Source organism: Rhizobium sp. BK312, from assembly GCF_014193605.1.
Taxonomy (GTDB): domain Bacteria; phylum Pseudomonadota; class Alphaproteobacteria; order Rhizobiales; family Rhizobiaceae; genus Rhizobium.
The window spans coordinates 209,080-229,848 of sequence record NZ_JACHZP010000011.1; the positions used below are offsets into that span (position 1 = coordinate 209,080).

The following is a 20,769-nucleotide window of genomic DNA, read 5'->3' on the forward strand; positions in this document are numbered from 1 at the left end:
CGCAACCGACGCGCAACGCCCCGGTGTTAATAAGCACTAAAACTGACTAGTGGGCTTCTGTGATATACCATTGCAGATAGAAGATAATTGCGAAATTATCGGAGTCCCAATCGGCGTCCGTCGGAATGCCCGATCCAAGCAAAGATTTCTCTTTTATATCAATTATACATATGATCCCATGGTTGGGGGTTATATTTCGGTGCGGTTTCACAAGGATGGATCGTTCGCGACGCTGGCCTTCCTGACACCTAAAGGCCACGCTCATTCATGAAAGGCAGCGGCGCATGAGGCTTGGCTACTATCAATAATTTTATGACCGATGATCACCAAAGCTGTGGGCTGTCTTCGCTTGATAGCGGCCGAGGGTTAGCGGTGGAGCTCCTGTTCCGGTCCCATGATGCCTCGAATTCCACGGCAGAAACGGGCCTTCCGAAATAGTACCCCTGGACGCCATCGCAGTTGTTCTCGCGCAGGAATTCAAGCTGCTCCAGGGTTTCGACACCTTCGGCGACCATATCCAGCTTCAGCTTTTGTCCCAACGAAATAATGGCGGTCGTAACGGCGCGGTCACTCTCATTGCTCGGGAGATCGGCAAGGAAGGATCTATCGATCTTCAGCCGCGAAACCGGCAAGTCTTTTAGGGCACTGAGATTGGAATATCCCGTGCCAAAATCATCTATCGCTAGGCTTACTCCCAACGACCGCAAACGTTTCATTGTTCGGATTGCTCGCGGGAGGTCACGCATGATCAGGCCTTCGGTTAACTCCAGCTCCAGATATTTCGATTCCAATCCACTTGCTTCTAATGCATTAACGACGCATGCAACGAGATCATTCTCATGAAACTGCCGCGCCGAGACGTTGACGCAAATGACGATCTTCGGATGGCCCGCATCTTGCCAGGCTTTGTTCTGCCGGCAGGCTTCCCGCAATACCCAATCACCGATCGGTCCGATGAGCCCGCTCTCTTCCGCCAAAGGTATAAAGCGTGCGGCAGGGACAGATCCAAGTTGCGGATGGCGCCATCGGATCAGAGCTTCGGCAGCGAAAACAGTATTTGTCGACAGCTTCACCTGCGGCTGATATTCCAAAGAGAATTCAGATCGGGCAACTGCAATTTTCAAGGTTTCAAGAAGCAAGAAGCGCTCTTGCATCTCGATACTGAAATCGGGTGTGTAGAGCCTGAAGCCGTCGCGACCACTTTCCTTGGCTTGGTACATCGCAGCGTCCGCATTTGCGACCAGAATATCGGCATTGGTACCGTCATTTGGATAACTCGCAATGCCAATGCTGCACGCGATTCTGTAGTCGTGCCCGCTTATTTCAATGGTTTCAGCCAACGCGTTGCGAATGGCCTGTACCTTTGCCACGATCGCATACGTGTCCGGTGGTTGCTGTGTGAAGACAATGACGAATTCATCCCCGCCAAGACGGGCGACCATATCCGTTGGAGCAACAAGTTTCCGCATCCTGTCGGCGGCAGCCTTCAGCAGATCGTCGCCGGCACTGTGGCCGAGGCTGTCGTTGACGATCTTGAAATTATCGAAGTCGATAAATACGACCGTTACCCAATGGCCCAACCGCTCCGCGTCAAGGAGTGCACGGGGCAAGCGCTCCTGCAGCAAGGTGCGATTGGGCAGTCCCGTTAGGCCATCATGGTGTGCCATGAAGCTAATACGCTCTTCGGCCAGCTTGCGCTCTATTGCAATGCCGGCAAGCCGGCCAAATGTCTTCACAAGATCCAACTCACTCATGATGGGTTCGCGAGGAGCTTTAGAATAGATCGCAAACGTTCCCAACACATTGTTTTGATGAGACAGGATCGGCATGGACCAGCAGGAGCGAAGTCCGTGCGCCAAGGGCGCATCGCGACAATCGTCCCATAGGGGGTCGTGTGCAATATCCGTGACGATGACGGATTCGCGGCGATAGACGGCAGTTCCACATGAGCCCGCCTTCTCGCCAACGGGAATGCAGTCGAGAAGCTTCGTGAAGGCGGCCGGCAAATTTGGTGCGGCGACGCATCGCAGGTGGCTCTTCGTATCGTCAACCAGCATGATGGAAGAGAATACCCCTTCCGACAGACTCTCCACCAGCTGAACTATTTCATCAAGCACGCGCTCCAATGGAGCGCCGCTTACGATCATTTCCAATACATGCGCTTGTCCGTCGCGCAGAAGGTCTGCCTGCTTGCGATCGGTAATGTCCCTGGAGATACCGACAAGCCCGAAGATCTCATTCCTGTCGTTGCGCAATGGCACCTTCGTGGTCAGTAGCCACTTGCGTGCGCCAGAATTGTCGATACGCAACTCTTCCAGATCGAACAGCGGCTCTCCGGAACGCATAATCTCAAGTTCCTGTGCTCGGAAGATGCTGGCCATGTCCGCCGGATGCAGATCGAAATCCGTTCGACCAAGGAGATCCGAGGTGCTTTGTACGCCAAAACGCTCGGAAAATGCACGATTGACGACCACGAACCGACTTTCAGTGTCTTTAGCCCAGAAATAGTCCGGCACCCAATCGATCATTGTTTGCAGCGAAATTTCCTGACTGCCGATCACCCGTGTTGTCTTCAGCTCGGTGATATCTTCGTGGGTGGCAACCCAGCCACCGTCGGGTAAGCGTTGATGACAGATTTGAACGCTGCGGCCGTCAGTGAGTTGAACTATTCGTACGGAAGGTCTGGCGGCCGAATTGGCGGTTTCGTTGATCACCAGATAATGTTCGGCGTCGATATGGGCCGTTCCGGCGTCAATGCGCAGCGCAACGATTTTGCTTAACGCTGTCCCGGGCAGAATTTGCTCCAGATCAAGGCGGTAGATCTCGGCATAACGTCGATTACAGAAGGCAAGCTTTTTCTCCGCATCGAAAACGCAGATTCCTTGCGGCATATTATCAATCGCAATGTCACGGGCGGCCGTCGCCCTCAAAAAGTCGAACGACATTGCCAGGTTTTCGGAATGTTGACCGGATAGCGCGAACATTCGCTGGAGAGCGTCGTGATAGACGTCTGTCCGATCGTCTCCTCCAAGATGCGCGGCTGCACCTGTCCCTGACATTGTTGACTTTTCATATCCCGTGACAACCCCAACCATCATGGGTGTTCGTTCGTACAGATGCATGCCGCGTCTTAATTTGTCGTGAATCCCAGCCCGGGCAGCAGGCGTGATAGCGAGCGTCACATTCTTGCAACAGTAGCTTGCATAAATTCGCAAAGATCGAATTGTTCTGAAACAATCAGCAATATTTTGGTGCGTACAGTAATTTTCTGAAATACTGATCGTCAGGTTTCTGCTTTTCTGCCCAGATTCGATTCTTCGAGAAAGATATTGTTTACCAAAGGCTTAACGTTGGAGTACGGCGTGGGAATCCGAGCAGGCTGCGATGTGTCTGGTAATAGCAAGCAATATCGTGGGAATCGAACCCGTTTAGCCGATGGCACCGTTCTGGTGCTGCCCCTTTATCCCCAGCGAAGCTTCACGTTCAAAGACCAATTGCGTGAAAACTCACGCCTTGGTTGTCGCGCCGACGCCTCCGCAAGCATTTCAAAAAATCTCGATACGGATAATCGCTCGACGATCTCATCCGGCCGCCCGTCGTTGGGCATCTGCACCTCAATGCAATGAATTCATTGGCATATAAGGAATATCTATGTCGTCGATTGTGATCGAGTTCGTTCAGCACACTAAGACCCGTAGTCGCCGTTTTGGGAGCAGGCTGAGACGCCGTTCCTACGCGCTGCTGGCCAGCGTCAGCGTGGGAGCGATGGTCATGTGCGGCTGGCCGGCCTCGGTCAGCGCGCAAGTCTGGAAGGGCACGACGAGTACCGATTGGACGGTCGGCAGCAACTGGTCGACAGGCACGGCCCCGAGCGGCACCGCAACGGTGACGATTAACACGAATTCGCCCAATCCCGCGGTGCTGGGCGTGTCCGGCGCGGCGAGTTCGACGATCGGCAACCTGCAGATGGGCATGACGGGAGGCACGAGCGCGCTCACGATTCAGAACGGGAGCACGCTGTCGTCCAGCGTTGCGACGGGCAGCAATTTCGTTGGGGGTGCTACGGGAACCAATGCCACCATCACCGTCACGGGCCCGGGATCATCCTGGTCTACGGCGGCAGCCGTCACCGTCGCCGGGGCCACTGGCAGTACGGGTACGCTGAACATTGCCAATGGGGCCACCGTTACCGCAGGGGGGAACCTGAATCTTGGCCAAAGTGGTGTCTCGGGTTCGGGGGTGATAAACCTTACGGGTGGCAGCACGCTCACCTCTGGACTCGCAGCTCTATATGCAATTGGCGGCGCAAATAGCACCGCCAATATTTCCGGCGGCGGATCCAAGTGGAATGTGAATGGAGCCCTGACGGTCGGCAGAGGTCAGGGCGGCAGCGGCGGCGGCAGTGGCACGCTGAATGTGACAAACGGTGCTGTGGTGACAGCGACCGGCACGATTTCGATTGGGGGAGCCACCCTCAGCAGCAACGGAACCGGTGTAGCAACCATCGCCGGTGCAGGCTCACAGCTGAACACCGGCTCGGCACTGAACATCGGCGCCTGGGGTAGCGGCACGCTGACGGTTTCCAACGGTGCCACGGCGACCGCCAATGCGGTGACGATGACCGTCGGTGTGGCCTCAACGGCCACGCTCAGTGTATCCGGCGGTAGCACCCTTTCCACCGGAGCACTGACAGCCGGCCCAGGAACGGCGCAGGCCAACTTTGACGGCGGCACGCTGCGCGCCACCGCGAGCAACGCAGCCTTTAGTAGCGGTTTTGCCGGCACCGGGCTGAACATTGCCGCAGGTGGGCTCACACTCGATACAGGCGCCTTCAATGTCACCGCTGCGTCGCCATTCAGCGGCACGGGTGCGTTCACCAAGATCGGCACCGGCACGGCGGTGTTCTCCGGCAACAATGTGTACACCGGCGGCACGACGATCTCGGCGGGCACGCTGCAGCTGGGTAACGGTGGTACGTCTGGTGCGATCACCGGCGATGTCACGAACAACGGCACGCTCGCATTCGACCGGTCAGACGCCAACACCTTCGCGGGATTGATCTCGGGCAGCGGTTCGGTCAATCAGATCGGCTCCGGCACCACCATCCTGACCGCGAATAATGGCTATACCGGTGGCACGACGATCACCGCGGGTACCCTGCAGCTCGGCAATGGCGGCACCTCCGGCTCGATCGCGGGAGATGTCACGAACAACGGCACGCTCGCATTCGACCGGTCGGACACCTACACCTTTGCCGGACTGATCTCGGGCAGCGGTTTGCTCGATCAGATCGGCTCCGGCACGACGATACTTACCGCGGCAAGCAATTCTGTCGGTGCGACGCGAATCGATGCCGGAACTTTGATGGTCAACAACAACAGCCTGACGAGCACCGGCGGAATCACGATCAACGCTGGCACGCTGCAGAACAGCGGAGGAAGCTCCGCTATAAGCACGCCCACGATCACCATGAACTCCGGCTCGAAGCTCAACATCGCCGGTGGAACGGTCCAGGCAGGCGGTGGCGCCCAGACATTGTTCACCGGCGGGACCGGCGGCGCCACGATCAACATCACTGGCGGCACGCTGCTCGGCAACGGTACGCTGGGCGGAGGCGGCAATGTTGTCAATCTTACCGCCGGTTCGCTCAACACCGGCGCAGCCGTGTTGAACCTCGGCAGCGGCAATGACACTTTCCTGTTGAGCGGTCTAGCGACGATTGCCGGAGCGGGGGTGGACGGAGGCGCCGGCACCGATGCGCTCCAGGTGAACACCAGCTTCAACCGCACGCTCGACGGCGCCTTCGTCACCAATTTCGAGACGCTCTCGAAGAGCGGCGCCGGCACATTGATCCTGACAGGATCGCACGGCTATAGCGGTGGAACGACCATCTCCGCGGGGACACTGCAGATCGGCAATGGCGTGACAGACGGCACGCTGGCAACGCCGAGCGTGGCGAACAGCGGCGCGCTTGTCTTCGCCTTGAGCAGCGACTACACGTTTGGCGGGACGATCTCTGGCACTGGGCGTGTGAACAAGACCAGCACTGGGACGACCACCCTCACCGGCAACAACAGCTATGCTGGACCCACAAGCATCATCGGCGGCGCCTTGCTCATCAATGGCGATCAATCAGGCGCTACCGGACAGACTTCCGTTGGTAACGGCGCCACGCTCGGCGGTACGGGCGTCATCGGCGGCAATGTCGCCGTGGCCAATGGCGGCACGCTCGCCCCCGGGGGCGCCGGCAATGCCCCCGGGACGCTCACCATCAAAGGCGGGCTGACTCTCAATAACACCTCGAACCTCAACGTCGACTTCGGCCAGGCCAACGTGCCGGGCGGCCCGCTCAACGACCTCATCAATGTTGGTGGCAACCTGACGCTCGACGGCACGCTCAACGTGACGCAGACCCCTGGCGGCACCTTCGGCCCTGGCGTCTACCGCATCATCAACTACAATGGCTCGCTGACTGACAACGGCCTTGCTGTCACGGATCCGAACTATTTCGTGCAGACAGCGGTCGCCAATCAGGTCAACCTTGTCAATTCGACCGGTCTGGCGCTGAGCTATTGGGACGGTGATACCGGTCCGCATTCCAACAGCGTCATCGATGGCGGCAGCGGTACTTGGCGGGCTTCCGGCGATCAGAACTGGACCGACGCCAGCGGTCTTTTTGCAGCGCCCTTCGCCAATGCGAGCTTCGCCATATTCCAAGGGGCCGCAGGCACGGTGACGGTAGACAACACCAACGGCCAGGTGCAGGCAACCGGCATGCAGTTCGCGACCGACGGCTACCTCGTTCAGGGCGCGGATCTCGCACTGGTCGGACCGCAGTCGATCATTCGCGTCGGCGACGGCTCGGTGGCGGGCGCCTCTTATGTTGCCACAATTTCGTCCAATCTGACAGGCGGCAGCGAGCTTGTGAAGAGCGACCTCGGCACGCTGGTGCTGTCGGGAAGCAACGGCTACACCGGCGGCACGGCAATCAACGGCGGCAGCCTGCAGATCTCCGCTGACACCAATCTCGGCGCTTCTAGCGGTGCTCTTAGCCTCGACAGTGGCATATTGCGCAACACGGCCGCCATTGTGTCGAACCGCACCGTCACGCTCAGCGCCGGCGGCGGCACCTTCGATACGCTAGACACCCTCGCACTCAACGGCTCGATCGGTGGCGGCGGTGCGCTCACCAAGACGGATGCCGGCACGCTGGTGCTTGGCGGCACCAACACCTACCAGGGCGGCACCAATATCAATGGGGGTGTCATCGAGGTTGCTGCCGACACCAACCTCGGAGATGCGGCCGGCGCGCTTGCCTTCGATAGTGGCACCCTTCACACGACGGCGTCCTTTGCCTCGAGCCGCTCGACAACGCTCAACGCCGGCGGCGGCATCTTCGCCACCGACAATCTGACAACGCTGACGCTGAGCAGCGCTGTCGGCGGGGCGGGGGCGCTTACCAAGGACGGTGCCGGCACGCTCGTACTCGCCGCAGACAACAGCTATGCCGGCGGCACGACGATCGCAGCCGGCACTTTGCAGCTCGGCAATGGCGGCGCGAGCGGCTCAATTACCGGCAATGTTGCCGATAACGGCACGCTCGCCTTCAACCGCAACAACACCTACAGCTTTGCCGGGCTCATCTCCGGCACCGGCGGCCTCGACCAGAGCGGCAGCGGTGTCACGATCCTGACGGCAAACAACAGTTATGCCGGCGCGACCAACGTGCGTTCGGGCACGCTGATCGTCAACGGCGATCAATCAGCGGCGACAGGGACGACCACGGTGGAGGCCGGTGGCACGCTCGGCGGCACAGGCACAATTGGCGGCAATGTCAGTGTACTGGATAATGGTGCGCTGAACCCGGGCAATGTCGGTTCGACGCCGGGAACGCTCATCGTCAATGGCAATCTGACCCTCGCCGCCAATGCCACGCTCAACTACAATTTAGGGCAGGCGGGCGTGGTTGGCGGGCCCTATAACGACCTGACGGTCGTGCACGGCAATCTCACCCTTGGCGGTTTCTTGAATGTGTCGGAGACGCCGGGAGGCAATTTCGGGCCGGGCATCTATCGCATCATCAGCTATGACGGGACGTTGACCGATCTCGGTCTGGCCGACAACTCACCGAACTATATCGTGCAGACCTCGGTCGCAAATCAGGTCAATCTGGTCAACATCGCTGGCCTGACGCTCAATTACTGGGACGGCGATGCTGGCCCCAAGTCCAACGCGCTTGTCGACGGCGGCAACGGCACGTGGCGGGCCGCGGGCGACGACAACTGGACAGATGCCACAGGCCAAGTCAACGCGCGGTTCTCCAATGGCAGTTTTGCCGTATTTGGCGGCGCGGCGGGTACGGTCCAGGTCGACAATACCAATGGCCAGGTGCAGGCCGCGGGCATGCAGTTCGCAAGCAACGGATACACCGTTGAGGGCGACAACATCACCCTGGTCGGGCCACAGTCGATTATCCGCGTCGGCGACGGTACAACGGCGGGAGCGGGCTTTACCGCGACCATCGCATCGGTGCTCCAGGGCAGCTCGCAGCTCGTCAAGACCGATCTCGGCACACTCGTGCTCACTGGCAACAACACCTACACGGGCGGCACTCGCATCAACCAGGGAACGCTGCAGTTCACGACGGACGCCAATCTTGGCGATGCGTCCGGTAACCTGACACTCGACGGCGGCACACTTCGCAATACGAATGCCATTGCTCTTGCTCGAGGCGTCACGTTGGGGGGCGGCAACGGCACTTTCGAGACGCTTAGCGACCTGACCATCAATGGTGTGGTCGATGGCGTCGGCGGCTTCACAAAAACAGGAGCCGCGGGCCTGACGCTGACCGGCGCCAACAGCTATTCCGGGTCGACCATCGTATCGGCCGGCGGTCTCTATGTCGACGGCAACCAGAGCGGGGCGGCAGGCCTAACCTCGGTGCTCAACGGCGCCACCCTTGGTGGTCGCGGCACGATCGGTGGCAATGTCACGATCGCGAACGGGGGGATGCTATCGCCCGGTTCCGCAAACGGTGCGCCAGGTACGCTGACGATCGCCGGCAATCTGACGCTTTCCAGCGGTTCAGTGCTGAACTACAGCTTAGGGCAGGCGAATGTGCCAGGCGGCACGCTTAATGATCTGACAACGGTCGGCGGCAACCTGACGCTGGATGGCACACTCAATGTGACTGTCCCGCCGAGCGGCACATTCAGCCCCGGTATCTACCGCCTGTTCAACTATGCTGGCTCGCTGACCAACAACGGTCTGACGGTCGGCACCGTCCCATCTCCGGATTACTTCGTGCAAACCGCCATCGCCAACCAGGTGAATCTCGTCAATACGAACGGATTGACGCTGAATTATTGGGACGGCGGCTCCGGTGGGAGATTTGACGGCGTTATCAACGGCGGCGACGGGATCTGGCAGAGTTCGGCTGGAAACAGCGATTGGTCTGACGGCAATGGTCTGATCAATGCTCCCTACGACAACGCCGGCTTTGCCGTCTTTACCGGTGCGGCCGGCACGGTGACGGTTGACAACAGCCATGGACAAGTGACCGCTTCGGGCATGCAGTTCATCACCGACGGCTACGTCATTCAGGGCGGCGCCATTGACCTGATCGGATCGACAGCGACGATCCGCGTCGGCGACGGCACCAGTGCCTCATCTGGTATCACAGCCACCATCGCATCCGAACTTGCCGGTACCAGCCAGCTTGTCAAGACAGACGCAGGCACGCTCGTTCTCACCGGCGCCAACAGTTACACCGGCGGCACGGCGATCGAGGCGGGTACCCTGCAACTCGGAAACCGCGGCACCACCGGTTCACTTGTCGGCGATGTCACCGACAACGGTACACTCGCTTTTGACCGCACCGACAAATATATATTCAACGGCGTGATATCCGGCTCTGGCACCATCCGCCAGATCGGCACCGGCCTGACCCGGCTTACGGGCGACAGCTCGGCCTTCAGCGGTACGACCTCGATCGAGGCCGGAACGCTCTCGGTCAATGGCAGCCTGTGCGGCGACGTTAACGTGCTTTCCGGCGGTCGCCTGCAGGGCATAGGCACTGTCTGCGACACCAACAACTTCGCCGGCGGCACGGTGGCGCCAGGCAATTCTATCGGCACGCTGACCGTCGCAGGCAACTATATGGGCGACGGCGGCACGCTGGAGATCGAGTCGCAGCTCGGCGGCGACAATTCGCCGACCGACCGGCTTGTCGTTACCGGCAATACCTCTGGCACCACCACCGTCAAGGTCATCAACGTCGGCGGCCCTGGCGCGCAGACGGTGGAAGGCATCAAGATCCTTGAAGTCGGGGGCGCTTCGAACGGTGTATTCAACTTGGCTGGCGATTACCTGTTCCAGGGCCAGCAGGCCGTGATCGGCGGCGCCTATGCCTATCGTCTCTACAAGGGAGGCGTCTCGACGCCATCCGACGGCGACTGGTATCTGCGCTCCACCTATACCCTTCCGACCAGTCCTGCCGATCCCCGGCCGCTTTATGCACCGGGCGTGCCGCTATACGAGGCCTATGCCGGTGTCCTGCAGAGCTTCAACGAGCTTGGCACGCTGCAGCAACGCATCGGTAATCGAACATGGGGCAATGGCGAGGCCATGCCGCAAGGTGCCGATGTGCTCGACCAGACGCCGGCGGGCGGCAAGGCCATATGGGCTCGCATCGAGGCCGCTCATGGCAAATTCGAGCCTGAGACTTCGACCGCGGCAGCCGATTACAACGCTACCACGTGGAAGTTCGAGGCCGGCCTGGATGGCTTGTTTTACGACAGCGAGGCCGGCGCGCTGATTGGTGGGGCCTCCGTTCACTACGGTACCATCTCGTCGAACGTCTCGTCGATCTTCGGCACAGGCTCGATCGATGCCAGCGGCTATGGCCTCGGCGCCTCGCTCACCTGGTACGGCAATAGCGGCTTCTATGCCGATGCCCAGGCGCAGGCCACGTGGTACGATACCGACCTCACATCGGCAACTCTCGGAAGAAAGCTCACCGAGGGTAACAGCGGCTTTGGCTACGCTCTAAGCATCGAGACCGGTCAGAAGATCCAGCTTCGGGACAACTGGTCGCTCACGCCCCAGGCTCAGCTCAGCTATTCCTCGGTGCGGTTCAACGACTTCACCGACCCGTACGGCGCCCGCGTGTCGCTTGACGATGGTCAATCGCTGACCGGCAGGATCGGCCTTTCGGCCGACTACGAGAATGAATGGAAGAATGCCGCCGGCCAGGTCAGCCGCTCGCATGTCTATGGGATCGCCAACCTCTATTATGATTTCCTCGACAGCTCGCAGGTCGACGTGTCCGGAACAAGCCTGGTCAGCAAGAACCAGCCGCTGTGGGGCGGCGTCGGACTTGGCGGGTCGTTAAGCGTCGGCGATAGGACGACGGTTTACGGCGAGGCATTTGCCCGAACCAGCCTGGCCGACTTCGGCGACAGCAATTCCGCTGGCGCCAAGGTCGGCTTCAAGGTGAGCTGGTAGGGCAACATCTTCGGTCCTCCAAATCTGAATGCAACATCGAAAGGTTTTGACAGTGGCAGGTCTCTTTTACTCCACACTCTCTTCGGCAGCGGTAGCGCTCCTTGCCCTGGCAGGTTCCGCATCTGCGCAGGACGGTGCCTACAAGCTGCCGAACGGCGCTTCATCCCTGCAGGAGACATACCAGGATTGGAGTCTCGCTTGCCAGGGCGTGCCGCAGATCGTTTGCACCGTTTCCCAGCAGCAGACGCAGCAGAACAGGCAGCGGGTAATGGCCATTGAACTACGCAGAAACGGTGATGGAACGCTCGCCGGAAATCTTGTCCTTCCGTTCGGGCTCGCCCTTGAGGCGGGCGTCGTTCTTCAGATCGACGACGCCGCACCGCAGAAACCGCTACGGTTTTCGACCTGCCTGCCTGGCGGCTGCCTCGTTCCTCTCAACTTCGACGCAAAAGCGGTCATCGCCCTGAAAACCAGTGCCGCGCTCAAGGTAAAAGCGCAAGGCATGGACACAAAGGAGCTCGCCTTGCCGATCTCTCTCAAAGGTCTTGCGGCTGCGCTCGACCGCCTCGCGGTACTCGGAAATTCGTAAGCGACGATCCACAATGGCGAGGGTGTTAAGAAGGGGTGGCGGTGTCGCCCCCATGCCAGAACAATGTGACCTGGGGGCCAATAGCGGGCGACAATAGCTTCAAAACCGAAATTGCAGCTGTCCAGTCGAAAAACTAACGCCTGTATCCATCCATGCCGTTTTTTGACGACTTTCCGCGCGACAGCGCTTTTTTGCGTGCTTCACTGCATGTGAAGGACTTCCTCCAAGACTTCCAACAGCGCCCGCACGGATGCCGACTGACAGGAATAATAAACCCTCTGGTGCGCCTTGCGAGTTGTCACCAAACCTTGCGCTCGCAATTTTGCCAAGTGCTGAGAGGTTGATGAACAGCTCATCCCGACATGCGATGCAATCGCGCTAACAGGAGACTCTTGGCTGGCCAAAAACATAAGAATTGAAAGCCGAGTAGGATTAGCCATCGCAGACAGCGCTCCCGCGGCACGCTCCGCCGTTTCCTCGTTCAATTGAACTGCCTCCCAGAAACGCCAATAACGGCCTTACGGTTCGGATATATTCCTGGCTCCCCTGAGCACAATCGCTGCAAATAGTGCACATCAAGTAAACTCAACGACCGGCACATCGCCTGATGTGCCGCCAAGACGTTGGTGTGGGCGAGCTGCGAAACTATTCCATTCCGCCAACCAAGACGTGCTTCAACCGTATGCGATGGATGCTCAATACAGGATATGGCCTTAATATGCTCGCGCTCGGAGCCTTGACTAAAAGGCTCGATCACTTCGGATGTCATTTTCCAGTCGTGTGACACAGCCCTCGATCTTGGCCAGCAAAATCTCGAAATCAATCGGCTTGGTCAAATAGTCCGCCGCGCCGGCGCGTAAGCCGGTTATAAGATTTTGCTTGTCGGTCATTGCCGTCAAAAAGATGAAGGGAATGTTGGCAAGCTCGGGATAGTTGATCTGGATCTCCGCCAGCAGTTGATGACCGTCCATCTCTGGCATTGTAATGTCGCAAATGACGATATCAGGCCACTGGGATATGAGGTGTTCCAGGCCTTCTCGTCCGTTGGAAGCCTCGAGCGTCACGAAACCCGCTTCTTGAAGTTCTTCGACAATCAACTCCCTGATTTCCGCTTCGTCGTCTATGCATAGTATGGTGGTCATCGCGTTACCCCCTGATGCTCATGCAACATTCGTAAGCCCAGCCGATTGCAAAGGCGTCTTCTGCCGAATTGGAAGCGTCACGATGAGCGACGTACCGTTGCCTTTTTGGCTTTCAATTTCGATAAGCCCGTGGTGTAGGTCGACTATCTGTTTCACCAAATGCAAGCCGATACCTGTACCAGGGATGCCCGTCGATGTTCGCGCGCGAAAATATCGCTGAAATATCCTGGGCACATCGTCTGCGTCGATGCCGACGCCGTTGTCCTTCACGACAATCCTTATCATATCGCCTTCCAGCGACCCGGAAACGTGAATATCGGGGTAACCGGGGGAGTATTTGACGGCATTTGACAGGAGATTGGAAAAGAGCTGCTCGAGGGCAAGTTTGTCGCCATCGATGTATTCGGGCAACGGATCAATGTTCAACAGGATGCGATGGGATTTGCTGATTGTCGACTGGCGGTAGCAACAGGTCTCGATCAAAGCTTTTAAAGAACATGGCTCGGAGCGAATTTGAATGCTTCCACTTTCCATCCGACTGGAGGCAAGTATGCTCTCCATCAGGTCGACGATCCTCAAGACGGACGATCGTATCTGTTCGGCCTTTTCGCGGACAAATTGAGATGGAATCTCGCCTTTGGCACGTAGCAAGCGCTGCGCGGCCCCATCAATGATCGCCAGCGGGGTTCTGAATTCGTGCGAAGCAAGAGCGACGAACTGGCGCTGCAATTCATTGATGTTTCGCTCTTGCTGCAAAAGTCGTTCAAGCTCGTGCGCTTGTTCTTCGACTTCTCTCGTTCTCAGCGCCACCGTCGCTTCGAGCGTCTGCTTGTGGGCGAGCAGGGCGTCTGCGTTTCGAATGCTTTCAGTAATATCTTCGTGGGTCGCGACGTAGCCGCCATCCTTCATGGCACTGTGCGTAATCCGGACAACGCGACCGTCTTGAAGTACCACGTTCTGATTAGCCCTTCCGCCCTTTTGCGCCGCCTCGCCGACGACATCAAAGTACGTGGCGGAGTGAAGCGGTGCGATGCCAAGGCGGCTTCGATGGGCCAAGATGGATTCCAGTGGCGTCCCAACCGCTGTGAGGCCCGCGGGAAGGTTGTACATTTGCGCGTAGGAAAGATTGCACAAGATGAGCTTCTTGGCGGCAGAGAACATGCACAAGCCGTGCGGCATATTATCGAGGGCGATGTCGAGGAGGCCATTCTGCCGCTCGTTCGTCGAATTCCGTTCATTCGCCATAATTTAAAACCTCGCCATCGATAGCGCATGAGAATAAAAGCGGAATGCTAAGGATATATTGACTTGCGCGAGTAATTTTCCTCAGAATATGTCAAAAGAGACAATCTTGAATTGCGACTTGCAATGTTGGCTTTTTGACCGCACACGATCCGCCTTGAAAGTTCTGTGGGCTACGATTGAAGCGACATCAGAAGGCGATGTGTCGTGGCACTGAAATATGTGATCTCTAGTCGAACTTAAGGGTATTGAGCCGGTGTTGACTCAGGAAAACTCGGAGGAAGTTTCCCTAGGTTGCGGGCGGTGCAGTTGCGGTGATCTGCCAGCTATAAGTGCAGGCCGGAGTTCCATCGTTTCCGGCTGCTCCCGGCCCAGATACATTGCATAATCCGCGATCGGTCGAGGGCGTCCAACCAGATAGCCCTGCACCTGATCGCAGCATTCTTGCGTCAGAAAGGCGAGCTGATGCTCGGATTCGACGCCTTCAGCGATAACCGGCAAATTCAGCCCCCGGCCCAAGCCGATCACTGCGCGAATGATTGCGGCGGATTGTGACTGGCCGACCTTGCGAATGAACGACTGATCAATCTTGATTTTGTCGAAAGGAAATGACTGGAGATAGGACAACGAGGAATATCCTGTTCCGAAATCATCCATGGCAATGCGAACTCCAAGTGCCTTAAGTTGCCTCAACGTCGTCATTGCCCGCTCGAAATCATCTATCAACACCCCTTCGGTAACTTCCAGTTCGAGCCTATCAGGCGACAGGCCGGTCTCGGCAAGCACAGACCGCACGAGTTCTGAAAGATCACGGCGCTTGAACTGGACGGGAGACAGGTTAACAGCGATCCGCAACTTCCTTGGCCATGAGGCTGCCTCCCTGCAAGCTGTGCGCAGTACCCATTCCCCGAGTTCCATGATGAGGCTGCTCTCCTCGGCAATCGGGATAAACACGGAAGGCGGAATATTGCCGCGTGTCGGATGATACCATCGCAACAGAGCCTCGAAGCCAACAATATCTCCGCCAATGTCTGCTTGCGGTTGGTAGAAAACCACAAGTTGCTGTTGGGAGACTGCAGAATGGAGGTCACGCTGCAAGGCTCGCTTCTCGCGCAGCCATTGATCCATTTGCGGTTCGAAAAAGCGGGCTATTCCACGCCCTTCGGCCTTGGCACGATAGAGAGCGGCGTCGGCGTTGTTCATCAAACCCGCCGCTGCGTTTCCATCTGCCGGAAACATGGCCACCCCGATGCTCACACCCATGCTGATCCGGGTTTCGTCGACATCGGCATCTTCACCCAACGAAGCGATAATCCGATCGGCCAGCGCGGAAGCAGCGTTGGCATCGAGTTCCGCCAGCACCATGAATTCGTCGCCGCCGAGGCGAGCAACGAATGCTTCATCCGCCACAGCACGTAGACGGCTGGCGGTTGTGCACAGCAGCAGGTCACCGGCATTGTGGCCGAACAAATCATTGACCTCCTTGAATCGATCGAGGTCGAGGCACAGCACAGCGAACGGCGAGCCTTCGGCGCCGTGCTTATCGAGCAACATATCAAGCTTGCGCTTAAGGGCCGCACGATTTGGCAAATCGGTCAACGGATCGTGCAATGCCAAATGGGCGATCTGGCGCTCGGCATCACTGTGCTCCGTCACATCTTCGTGGGTCGAAACCCATCCACCATCGGGCGTGCGCTCATGATGCACCCGGATGACCTTGCCGGACGCAAGCTCTGCCGACCAGTTTTGTGGTGAGGGATTGGAATTGATTGCATCGCACCAATCCAGATAGCCTTGATGCGAAACAATAGGGCCGGTTCCAGCCGCATAACGCAGTTCTGCGATTTCGCTCAAGGTCATGCCGGGCCTAATCGCGTCGGGCGCGATGCCATAAATCTCCGCGTATCGGTGATTGGAGAGGATCAGGCGCTGATCGGCATCGAAGAAGCAAACTCCCTGCCCGATTTTATCAAGCGTCGTGGCAAATTGGATGTTGGTGCGTTCGAGCTGCTTTTGTGTCGCCCCTAGTTGGAGATGCGTTCGCAGCCGCGCAAGCAATTCCTCGGTTGCCACAGGGGTAGTGATGCAATCTGTCGCTCCTGCGTGCAGCGCGCTCGTGCGGCTGTTGATATCCGGCGACACGATTTGGATGGCCGGCAAAGTGCGAATGTAGTCATTCCGCCAAAAGCGATCGAAAAACGCGTCGGCGACCGCGGCGTCGACGACAACAATAGACGGCTTGAGAAAGGGTCCATGCTCTTCCATCGTATGGAAGTTCAAAAAACAAACGCATGACAGGCCGGCTTCTCTCATGCTGTTTGTCATGGCCAAGGTATGGGAATTCCCGTCGGTGACGACGAGGACCAGGACGTCGGGAAAAAACCTGAAGTCAGAAGCCCCCATAGTGACTAGTCTCCCGTTCGGTTGTCGTCCTCATCGAAATCGACCCGCCAACTAACAGCTGGAAGATCGACTACAAGGCGAAAGCTTTCCATCATCGAAGAACAAGCTGTAGGTTGCAACCATATACACCTCCAGCTTGTTTATTTCGAGAGATTTTCTTAGCATCGGTTAATATACAAAGGGAGCGTCCATCGAAAGTGGGAACAAATGCTCCTGGTTCGACCGCGTTGGTCAAGTTGCCTGCGGGCGTCCAGGCGCGACCAGCATAGCGAATGCTTTGGCATCAACGAAAGCGTGAAATGCGCGAAAAGGTGATTGCTGACGCGGCTGAGGATCAGCTCAGGAAATGCCATGGTAAATGCTTGGGGGATGCCAGGACATATCTTTGTTCATCGAGCGCCGAGTTCATGGAACGTCCGCCGGGAAAAAAATTCGTCCCATGAGGCGACAACGAGTACCATTTCATGGGGCTGACTATTAAGTCGCGTTAGAGGCCGCCCAACGATCGTCAACCTTCGTTCTGTTCGAAATTGCGTTGCGATAAGTATTTCGATAACGTATCTCAGCCTATGGGTTAACGAATATGAGCAGTCTTCAACTTTAGGCCTCCAATGGTGTGTTTGCATGCGAAGTCCATCCGCCGTTAATGGATCGACAGAGGCAACCGCAATACAGGTCTCTACAAGAGACGCGCCGGAAATCAGCCAATTGCTCTTTCGAGTTTCATGGAAAATATTTCTGAAACAGCAATTATACATAATACATTATTCAAATAACGCGGATGTAGTGCTAAAATAACAAAATGGAAATCATGAGGTACTGCCTTAGGAAAAATTATTGGAATAGCTATTGGTCGGTGATTGACCTGCGCACAGTGCGGGCCACCGTCGTCGACGGATTTGCCGCCGATTGCCTGACCGATGAGGAGGCGAACTACATGGTTGATCTGATGAATCTGCAGGAGCTGCTGCATGGAAACGCTCTCAAACCACGCCGAAGGCATGCAGGAATCGTTTTTATCAACAAACATCATGAAGGCTGGAACGCGTAGCATTGTTGTCCTCGGACGGACGATCATCGCTGCGATCAGATATTCATGTTGACGACACGCGGACGGTGGTTGGTGTCGCCATCGAGGACTTGGCTGAGATGCATGGCCCATCACTCGTAGGTCTTTCGAGATGAATTCACCGCCGTTATCGACACCAATCAAAATCGATCCACCGCAAATGGTCCATTCGTATCGAAAGCCGTTGGCAATCCTGGCTGACACGATGATGGCCGGGAAGACCGGTGGCGGGAAGTGCCGCAGACCTTCTCTTGTCACACACAGTGACGTATACGAGTGTATTAATACATCCGTATATGCGCCGATATGTGGATCTCATTTTATCTTGCGCATGGAATCTTAGGTGCGGATAACGGGTCGCCAGCTCACCGGCCCCGATCGCGGCCGACATGTGAGATCATTCGAGGAGACAATCGTGGAAACCCAGTATGCATTCGAAACCGAAGCTGAGCTTCTGGGCGCGCTGGCCAGCCCGATCCGGCTTCAGGTGCTGGTATTGTTGCTGGAGCACGAGTGGAGTGTCATGGACCTTGCCGATAAGATCGGGGTCAGGCAGTCAGCGCTATCACGGCATCTACAGCAGCTACGCGACCTAAAAATCGTTAATACGCGTCGGGACGCCAATTTCATCTTCTACTCGTGCGACCATTCCTTGGTGCGCGCCGTCCTCCGTGTGCTCAATTTGGTCGCCGAATGATATGAGGCAGGTCTCTGCGCCGAACTCGGCACCACGCGCAAGACGCTTTATCGGTTTGTCAATCCTAAAGGCGAACCTCGAGCGGAAGTCGCCCGTCAGGTTGAAAGGTTCGGGGACATATGGAAGTCGATTATAGCGCGGTGATCTCGCGAGGAACTCCATGTTAGTCGCGTGAGACACTTGGATAACGCGGGGCTCACTTTTTAGCTTGAGCGTGATTTTGCTGAAACGTTGACAGATCAGCCACTTTACTGGAGACCCGGTTCTTGGCGAACTCGATCAGGTTTGAGGAAAACATCGGCTTGGCCAGTCCAAAGCCCTGAAGAATATCGCATCCAAGGTCTCGAAGTATGGTTGCGTGTCCAGCCGTTTCTACGCCCTCGGCTGTCGCCTTAACGCCGAGAGAATGCCCCATACCAATGATGGAGCCGACAAGTTCCCTTTGCTCCGATGAAGTATCTATAGAGCGGATAAGCCGCCTGTCGATTTTTAGGGTGTGAGGCCGGAGGTGTAAAAGGCTCATGATCGAGGCATGCGCAGTGCCGAAGTCATCTACTTCAATCGATATGCCAAGCTTGCGAATGTAGGCAAGGTTTTCCTCCATTTGCGCATCCAACTCGTCGAGGACTATTGATTCCAGAAGCTCGAACGAGAAGCGGCTAGCCGTTTCCGGATCTATACCGAGCAGGGTCTTGAGTTTGGGATCTTGCAAGCGTCGGGCGGAAACGTTGACGGAGCATTTTGGAATAGACACCCCGTCCTTTGCCCAAATCTCCGAGTCCGCCATGGCCTTTCGAAAGATCAAGTCGTCGATGTCGCCGACGATGTTCATTTCGTCGGCAATTTGGAGAAATTCACTAGGTGCAAGAAGACCACGCGTTGGATGCCGCCAACGGACGAGCGCTTCGACGCCCACAATATCGAGCGTTATCGCGTCGAATTGCGGCTGATACATCGGAATGAATTCGTCTCGTTCCAACCCAACTAGGATCTCGTCCGAAATCTGTTTTAAGGTCACCACACGACTGCGAGATTTAGTTGAATAGAAGTCAAAGCGGTTCCGCCCATGCTCTTTGGCCTGATAGAGAGCGATGTCCGCATTGATCAGGAGGCTACGCACGTCGACGTCGCGACCGATTTCACAAGCAATACCGATGCTTGTACTGGAGCGACAGTCGATTCCATTTATGTTTACGGGCTTGCGCAATGCATCGACGATATTCTTGGATACCGCCTCAAGCGGCCCCACCGAACCGTCAAATCTGACGATCGCGATGAACTCATCGCCGCCAAGGCGGGCAACGAATTCATCGCTTCGAACGCTCGCCTTCAGTATCTTTGCTGTATGCTGCAGTAAAACATCGCCGACATAGTGCCCATAGGTATCGTTGATCTGCTTGAAGCGGTCCAAGTCAAAATGGAGCACAGCAGCGCCGCCACCGGTGGCCTTGCAATCGGCTTCAATGCTGATGATCTTTTCTTCCAGATACCTGCGGTTGGGTAGACCCGTCAGAGGATCATGCAGCGCAATGTATTCAATATGCTTTTTGGCGGATTCGAGTTCGGCGTTCCTCGCTTCTGCAAGTTTCTTGGCGTGCGCAAGATCCCGCTGGAGGGCGAGATCGGCGGTAACATCCCAATTCGCCCCGATCATCTTGCGATGGCCGTCGTTGTCGATGAACGGCAGTGTTCGGGACCGAATGAAATGTTCCGAGCCGTCCCGAAAAATTACCCTATACTCATCCGAGAAGGGGATAAGATTAGCGACGTGGTGATCTACTTTCTTGAAGACCCGCTCCATATCATCGGGATGCAGCATAGACTCCCACAAGCCGCCAATCTTCACCTCAGATTGGTGCTCGACATCATATAAGCGGAACATGCCCGCGTCCCATTCGGCACTACCCAAGTCAAAGTCAGCCTCGAAAACACCGATCTTCGAGACTTCGAGTGCCAGTTTGAGACGACGCGATATCCGCTCAAGCGTCTCTTCCGAATTTTTTCTGGTCGTTATGTCGGTATCCGTACCCACGACACGGAGGGGGCGGTTGTCACTATCCCATTTGACGCAGCCACCGCGACATTCAATCCAGATCCAATGGCCCTGCCGATGCCTGTAACG

Annotated in this window: 11 protein-coding genes; 4 read left to right on the forward strand and 7 right to left on the reverse strand. The window is 57.0% G+C overall.

Annotation, left to right across the window (positions count from 1 at the left end; genetic code table 11):
- Positions 1-323 precede the first annotated feature (323 nt).
- Complete coding sequence (locus FHT85_RS26805; RefSeq protein ID WP_162709758.1) at positions 324-3,098, reverse strand: EAL domain-containing protein; 2,775 nt, start codon at positions 3,096-3,098, stop codon at positions 324-326.
- A gap of 231 nt (positions 3,099-3,329) precedes the next feature.
- Here FHT85_RS26805 and FHT85_RS26810 point away from each other — a divergent pair, with 231 nt between their 5' ends.
- From FHT85_RS26810 to FHT85_RS26820, 3 genes are read left to right on the forward strand one after another with little or no spacing between them, the layout of a single operon-like run.
- The gene (locus tag FHT85_RS26810; RefSeq protein WP_162709760.1) at positions 3,330-3,626 is read left to right on the forward strand and encodes a hypothetical protein; all 297 of its coding nucleotides are present in this window, start codon (positions 3,330-3,332) and stop codon (positions 3,624-3,626) included.
- Positions 3,627-3,651: 25 nt separating this feature from the next.
- The gene (locus FHT85_RS26815; RefSeq protein WP_112412224.1) at positions 3,652-11,505 is read left to right on the forward strand and encodes an autotransporter outer membrane beta-barrel domain-containing protein; all 7,854 of its coding nucleotides are present in this window, start codon (positions 3,652-3,654) and stop codon (positions 11,503-11,505) included.
- 52 nt (positions 11,506-11,557) lie between these two features.
- The gene (locus tag FHT85_RS26820) at positions 11,558-12,094 is read left to right on the forward strand and encodes an invasion associated locus B family protein (RefSeq protein WP_312861366.1); all 537 of its coding nucleotides are present in this window, start codon (positions 11,558-11,560) and stop codon (positions 12,092-12,094) included.
- 200 nt (positions 12,095-12,294) lie between these two features.
- Here the strand turns inward: FHT85_RS26820 and FHT85_RS26825 are convergent, their stop codons facing one another.
- The 5 genes from FHT85_RS26825 to FHT85_RS26845 form a co-directional block, all read right to left on the reverse strand.
- Positions 12,295-12,579, reverse strand: coding sequence for a metalloregulator ArsR/SmtB family transcription factor (locus FHT85_RS26825; RefSeq protein ID WP_281412982.1), 285 nt, complete (start codon positions 12,577-12,579; stop codon positions 12,295-12,297).
- A 255-nt stretch (positions 12,580-12,834) separates the two neighbouring features.
- Positions 12,835-13,236 carry a PleD family two-component system response regulator gene (locus FHT85_RS26830; RefSeq protein WP_112400379.1) on the reverse strand — a complete coding sequence of 134 codons (402 nt, stop codon included), beginning with the start codon at positions 13,234-13,236 and terminating at the stop codon, positions 12,835-12,837.
- Between the two features lie 18 nt (positions 13,237-13,254).
- A complete protein-coding gene (locus FHT85_RS26835; protein WP_112412226.1) occupies positions 13,255-14,481 on the reverse strand; it encodes an ATP-binding protein in 1,227 nt (408 codons plus the stop codon).
- A gap of 261 nt (positions 14,482-14,742) precedes the next feature.
- Positions 14,743-16,881, reverse strand: coding sequence for a putative bifunctional diguanylate cyclase/phosphodiesterase (locus FHT85_RS26840; protein ID WP_246780105.1), 2,139 nt, complete (start codon positions 16,879-16,881; stop codon positions 14,743-14,745).
- 700 nt (positions 16,882-17,581) lie between these two features.
- Positions 17,582-18,208, reverse strand: coding sequence for a hypothetical protein (locus FHT85_RS26845; RefSeq protein ID WP_183774578.1), 627 nt, complete (start codon positions 18,206-18,208; stop codon positions 17,582-17,584).
- Between the two features lie 157 nt (positions 18,209-18,365).
- Between FHT85_RS26845 and FHT85_RS26850 the strand changes: the two genes are divergently transcribed.
- Positions 18,366-18,647 carry an ArsR/SmtB family transcription factor gene (locus FHT85_RS26850; protein WP_112400376.1) on the forward strand — a complete coding sequence of 94 codons (282 nt, stop codon included), beginning with the start codon at positions 18,366-18,368 and terminating at the stop codon, positions 18,645-18,647.
- Between the two features lie 196 nt (positions 18,648-18,843).
- Here FHT85_RS26850 and FHT85_RS26855 read toward each other — a convergent pair.
- Positions 18,844-20,769 (reverse strand): EAL domain-containing protein (locus FHT85_RS26855; protein WP_183774581.1); only part of this gene is annotated, 1,926 nt, incomplete at its 5' end.

What these genes read in the sequence shown, in the direction of transcription:
- FHT85_RS26805 (WP_162709758.1), bottom strand. Translation starts at nt 3,098, where the DNA reads ATGATGGTTGGGGTTGTCACGGGATATGAAAAGTCAACAATGTCAGGG.
- FHT85_RS26815 (WP_112412224.1), top strand. Translation starts at nt 3,652, where the DNA reads ATGTCGTCGATTGTGATCGAGTTCGTTCAGCACACTAAGACCCGTAGT.
- FHT85_RS26830 (WP_112400379.1), bottom strand. Translation starts at nt 13,236, where the DNA reads ATGACCACCATACTATGCATAGACGACGAAGCGGAAATCAGGGAGTTG.
- FHT85_RS26835 (WP_112412226.1), bottom strand. Translation starts at nt 14,481, where the DNA reads ATGGCGAATGAACGGAATTCGACGAACGAGCGGCAGAATGGCCTCCTC.
- FHT85_RS26840 (WP_246780105.1), bottom strand. Translation starts at nt 16,881, where the DNA reads ATGGGGGCTTCTGACTTCAGGTTTTTTCCCGACGTCCTGGTCCTCGTC.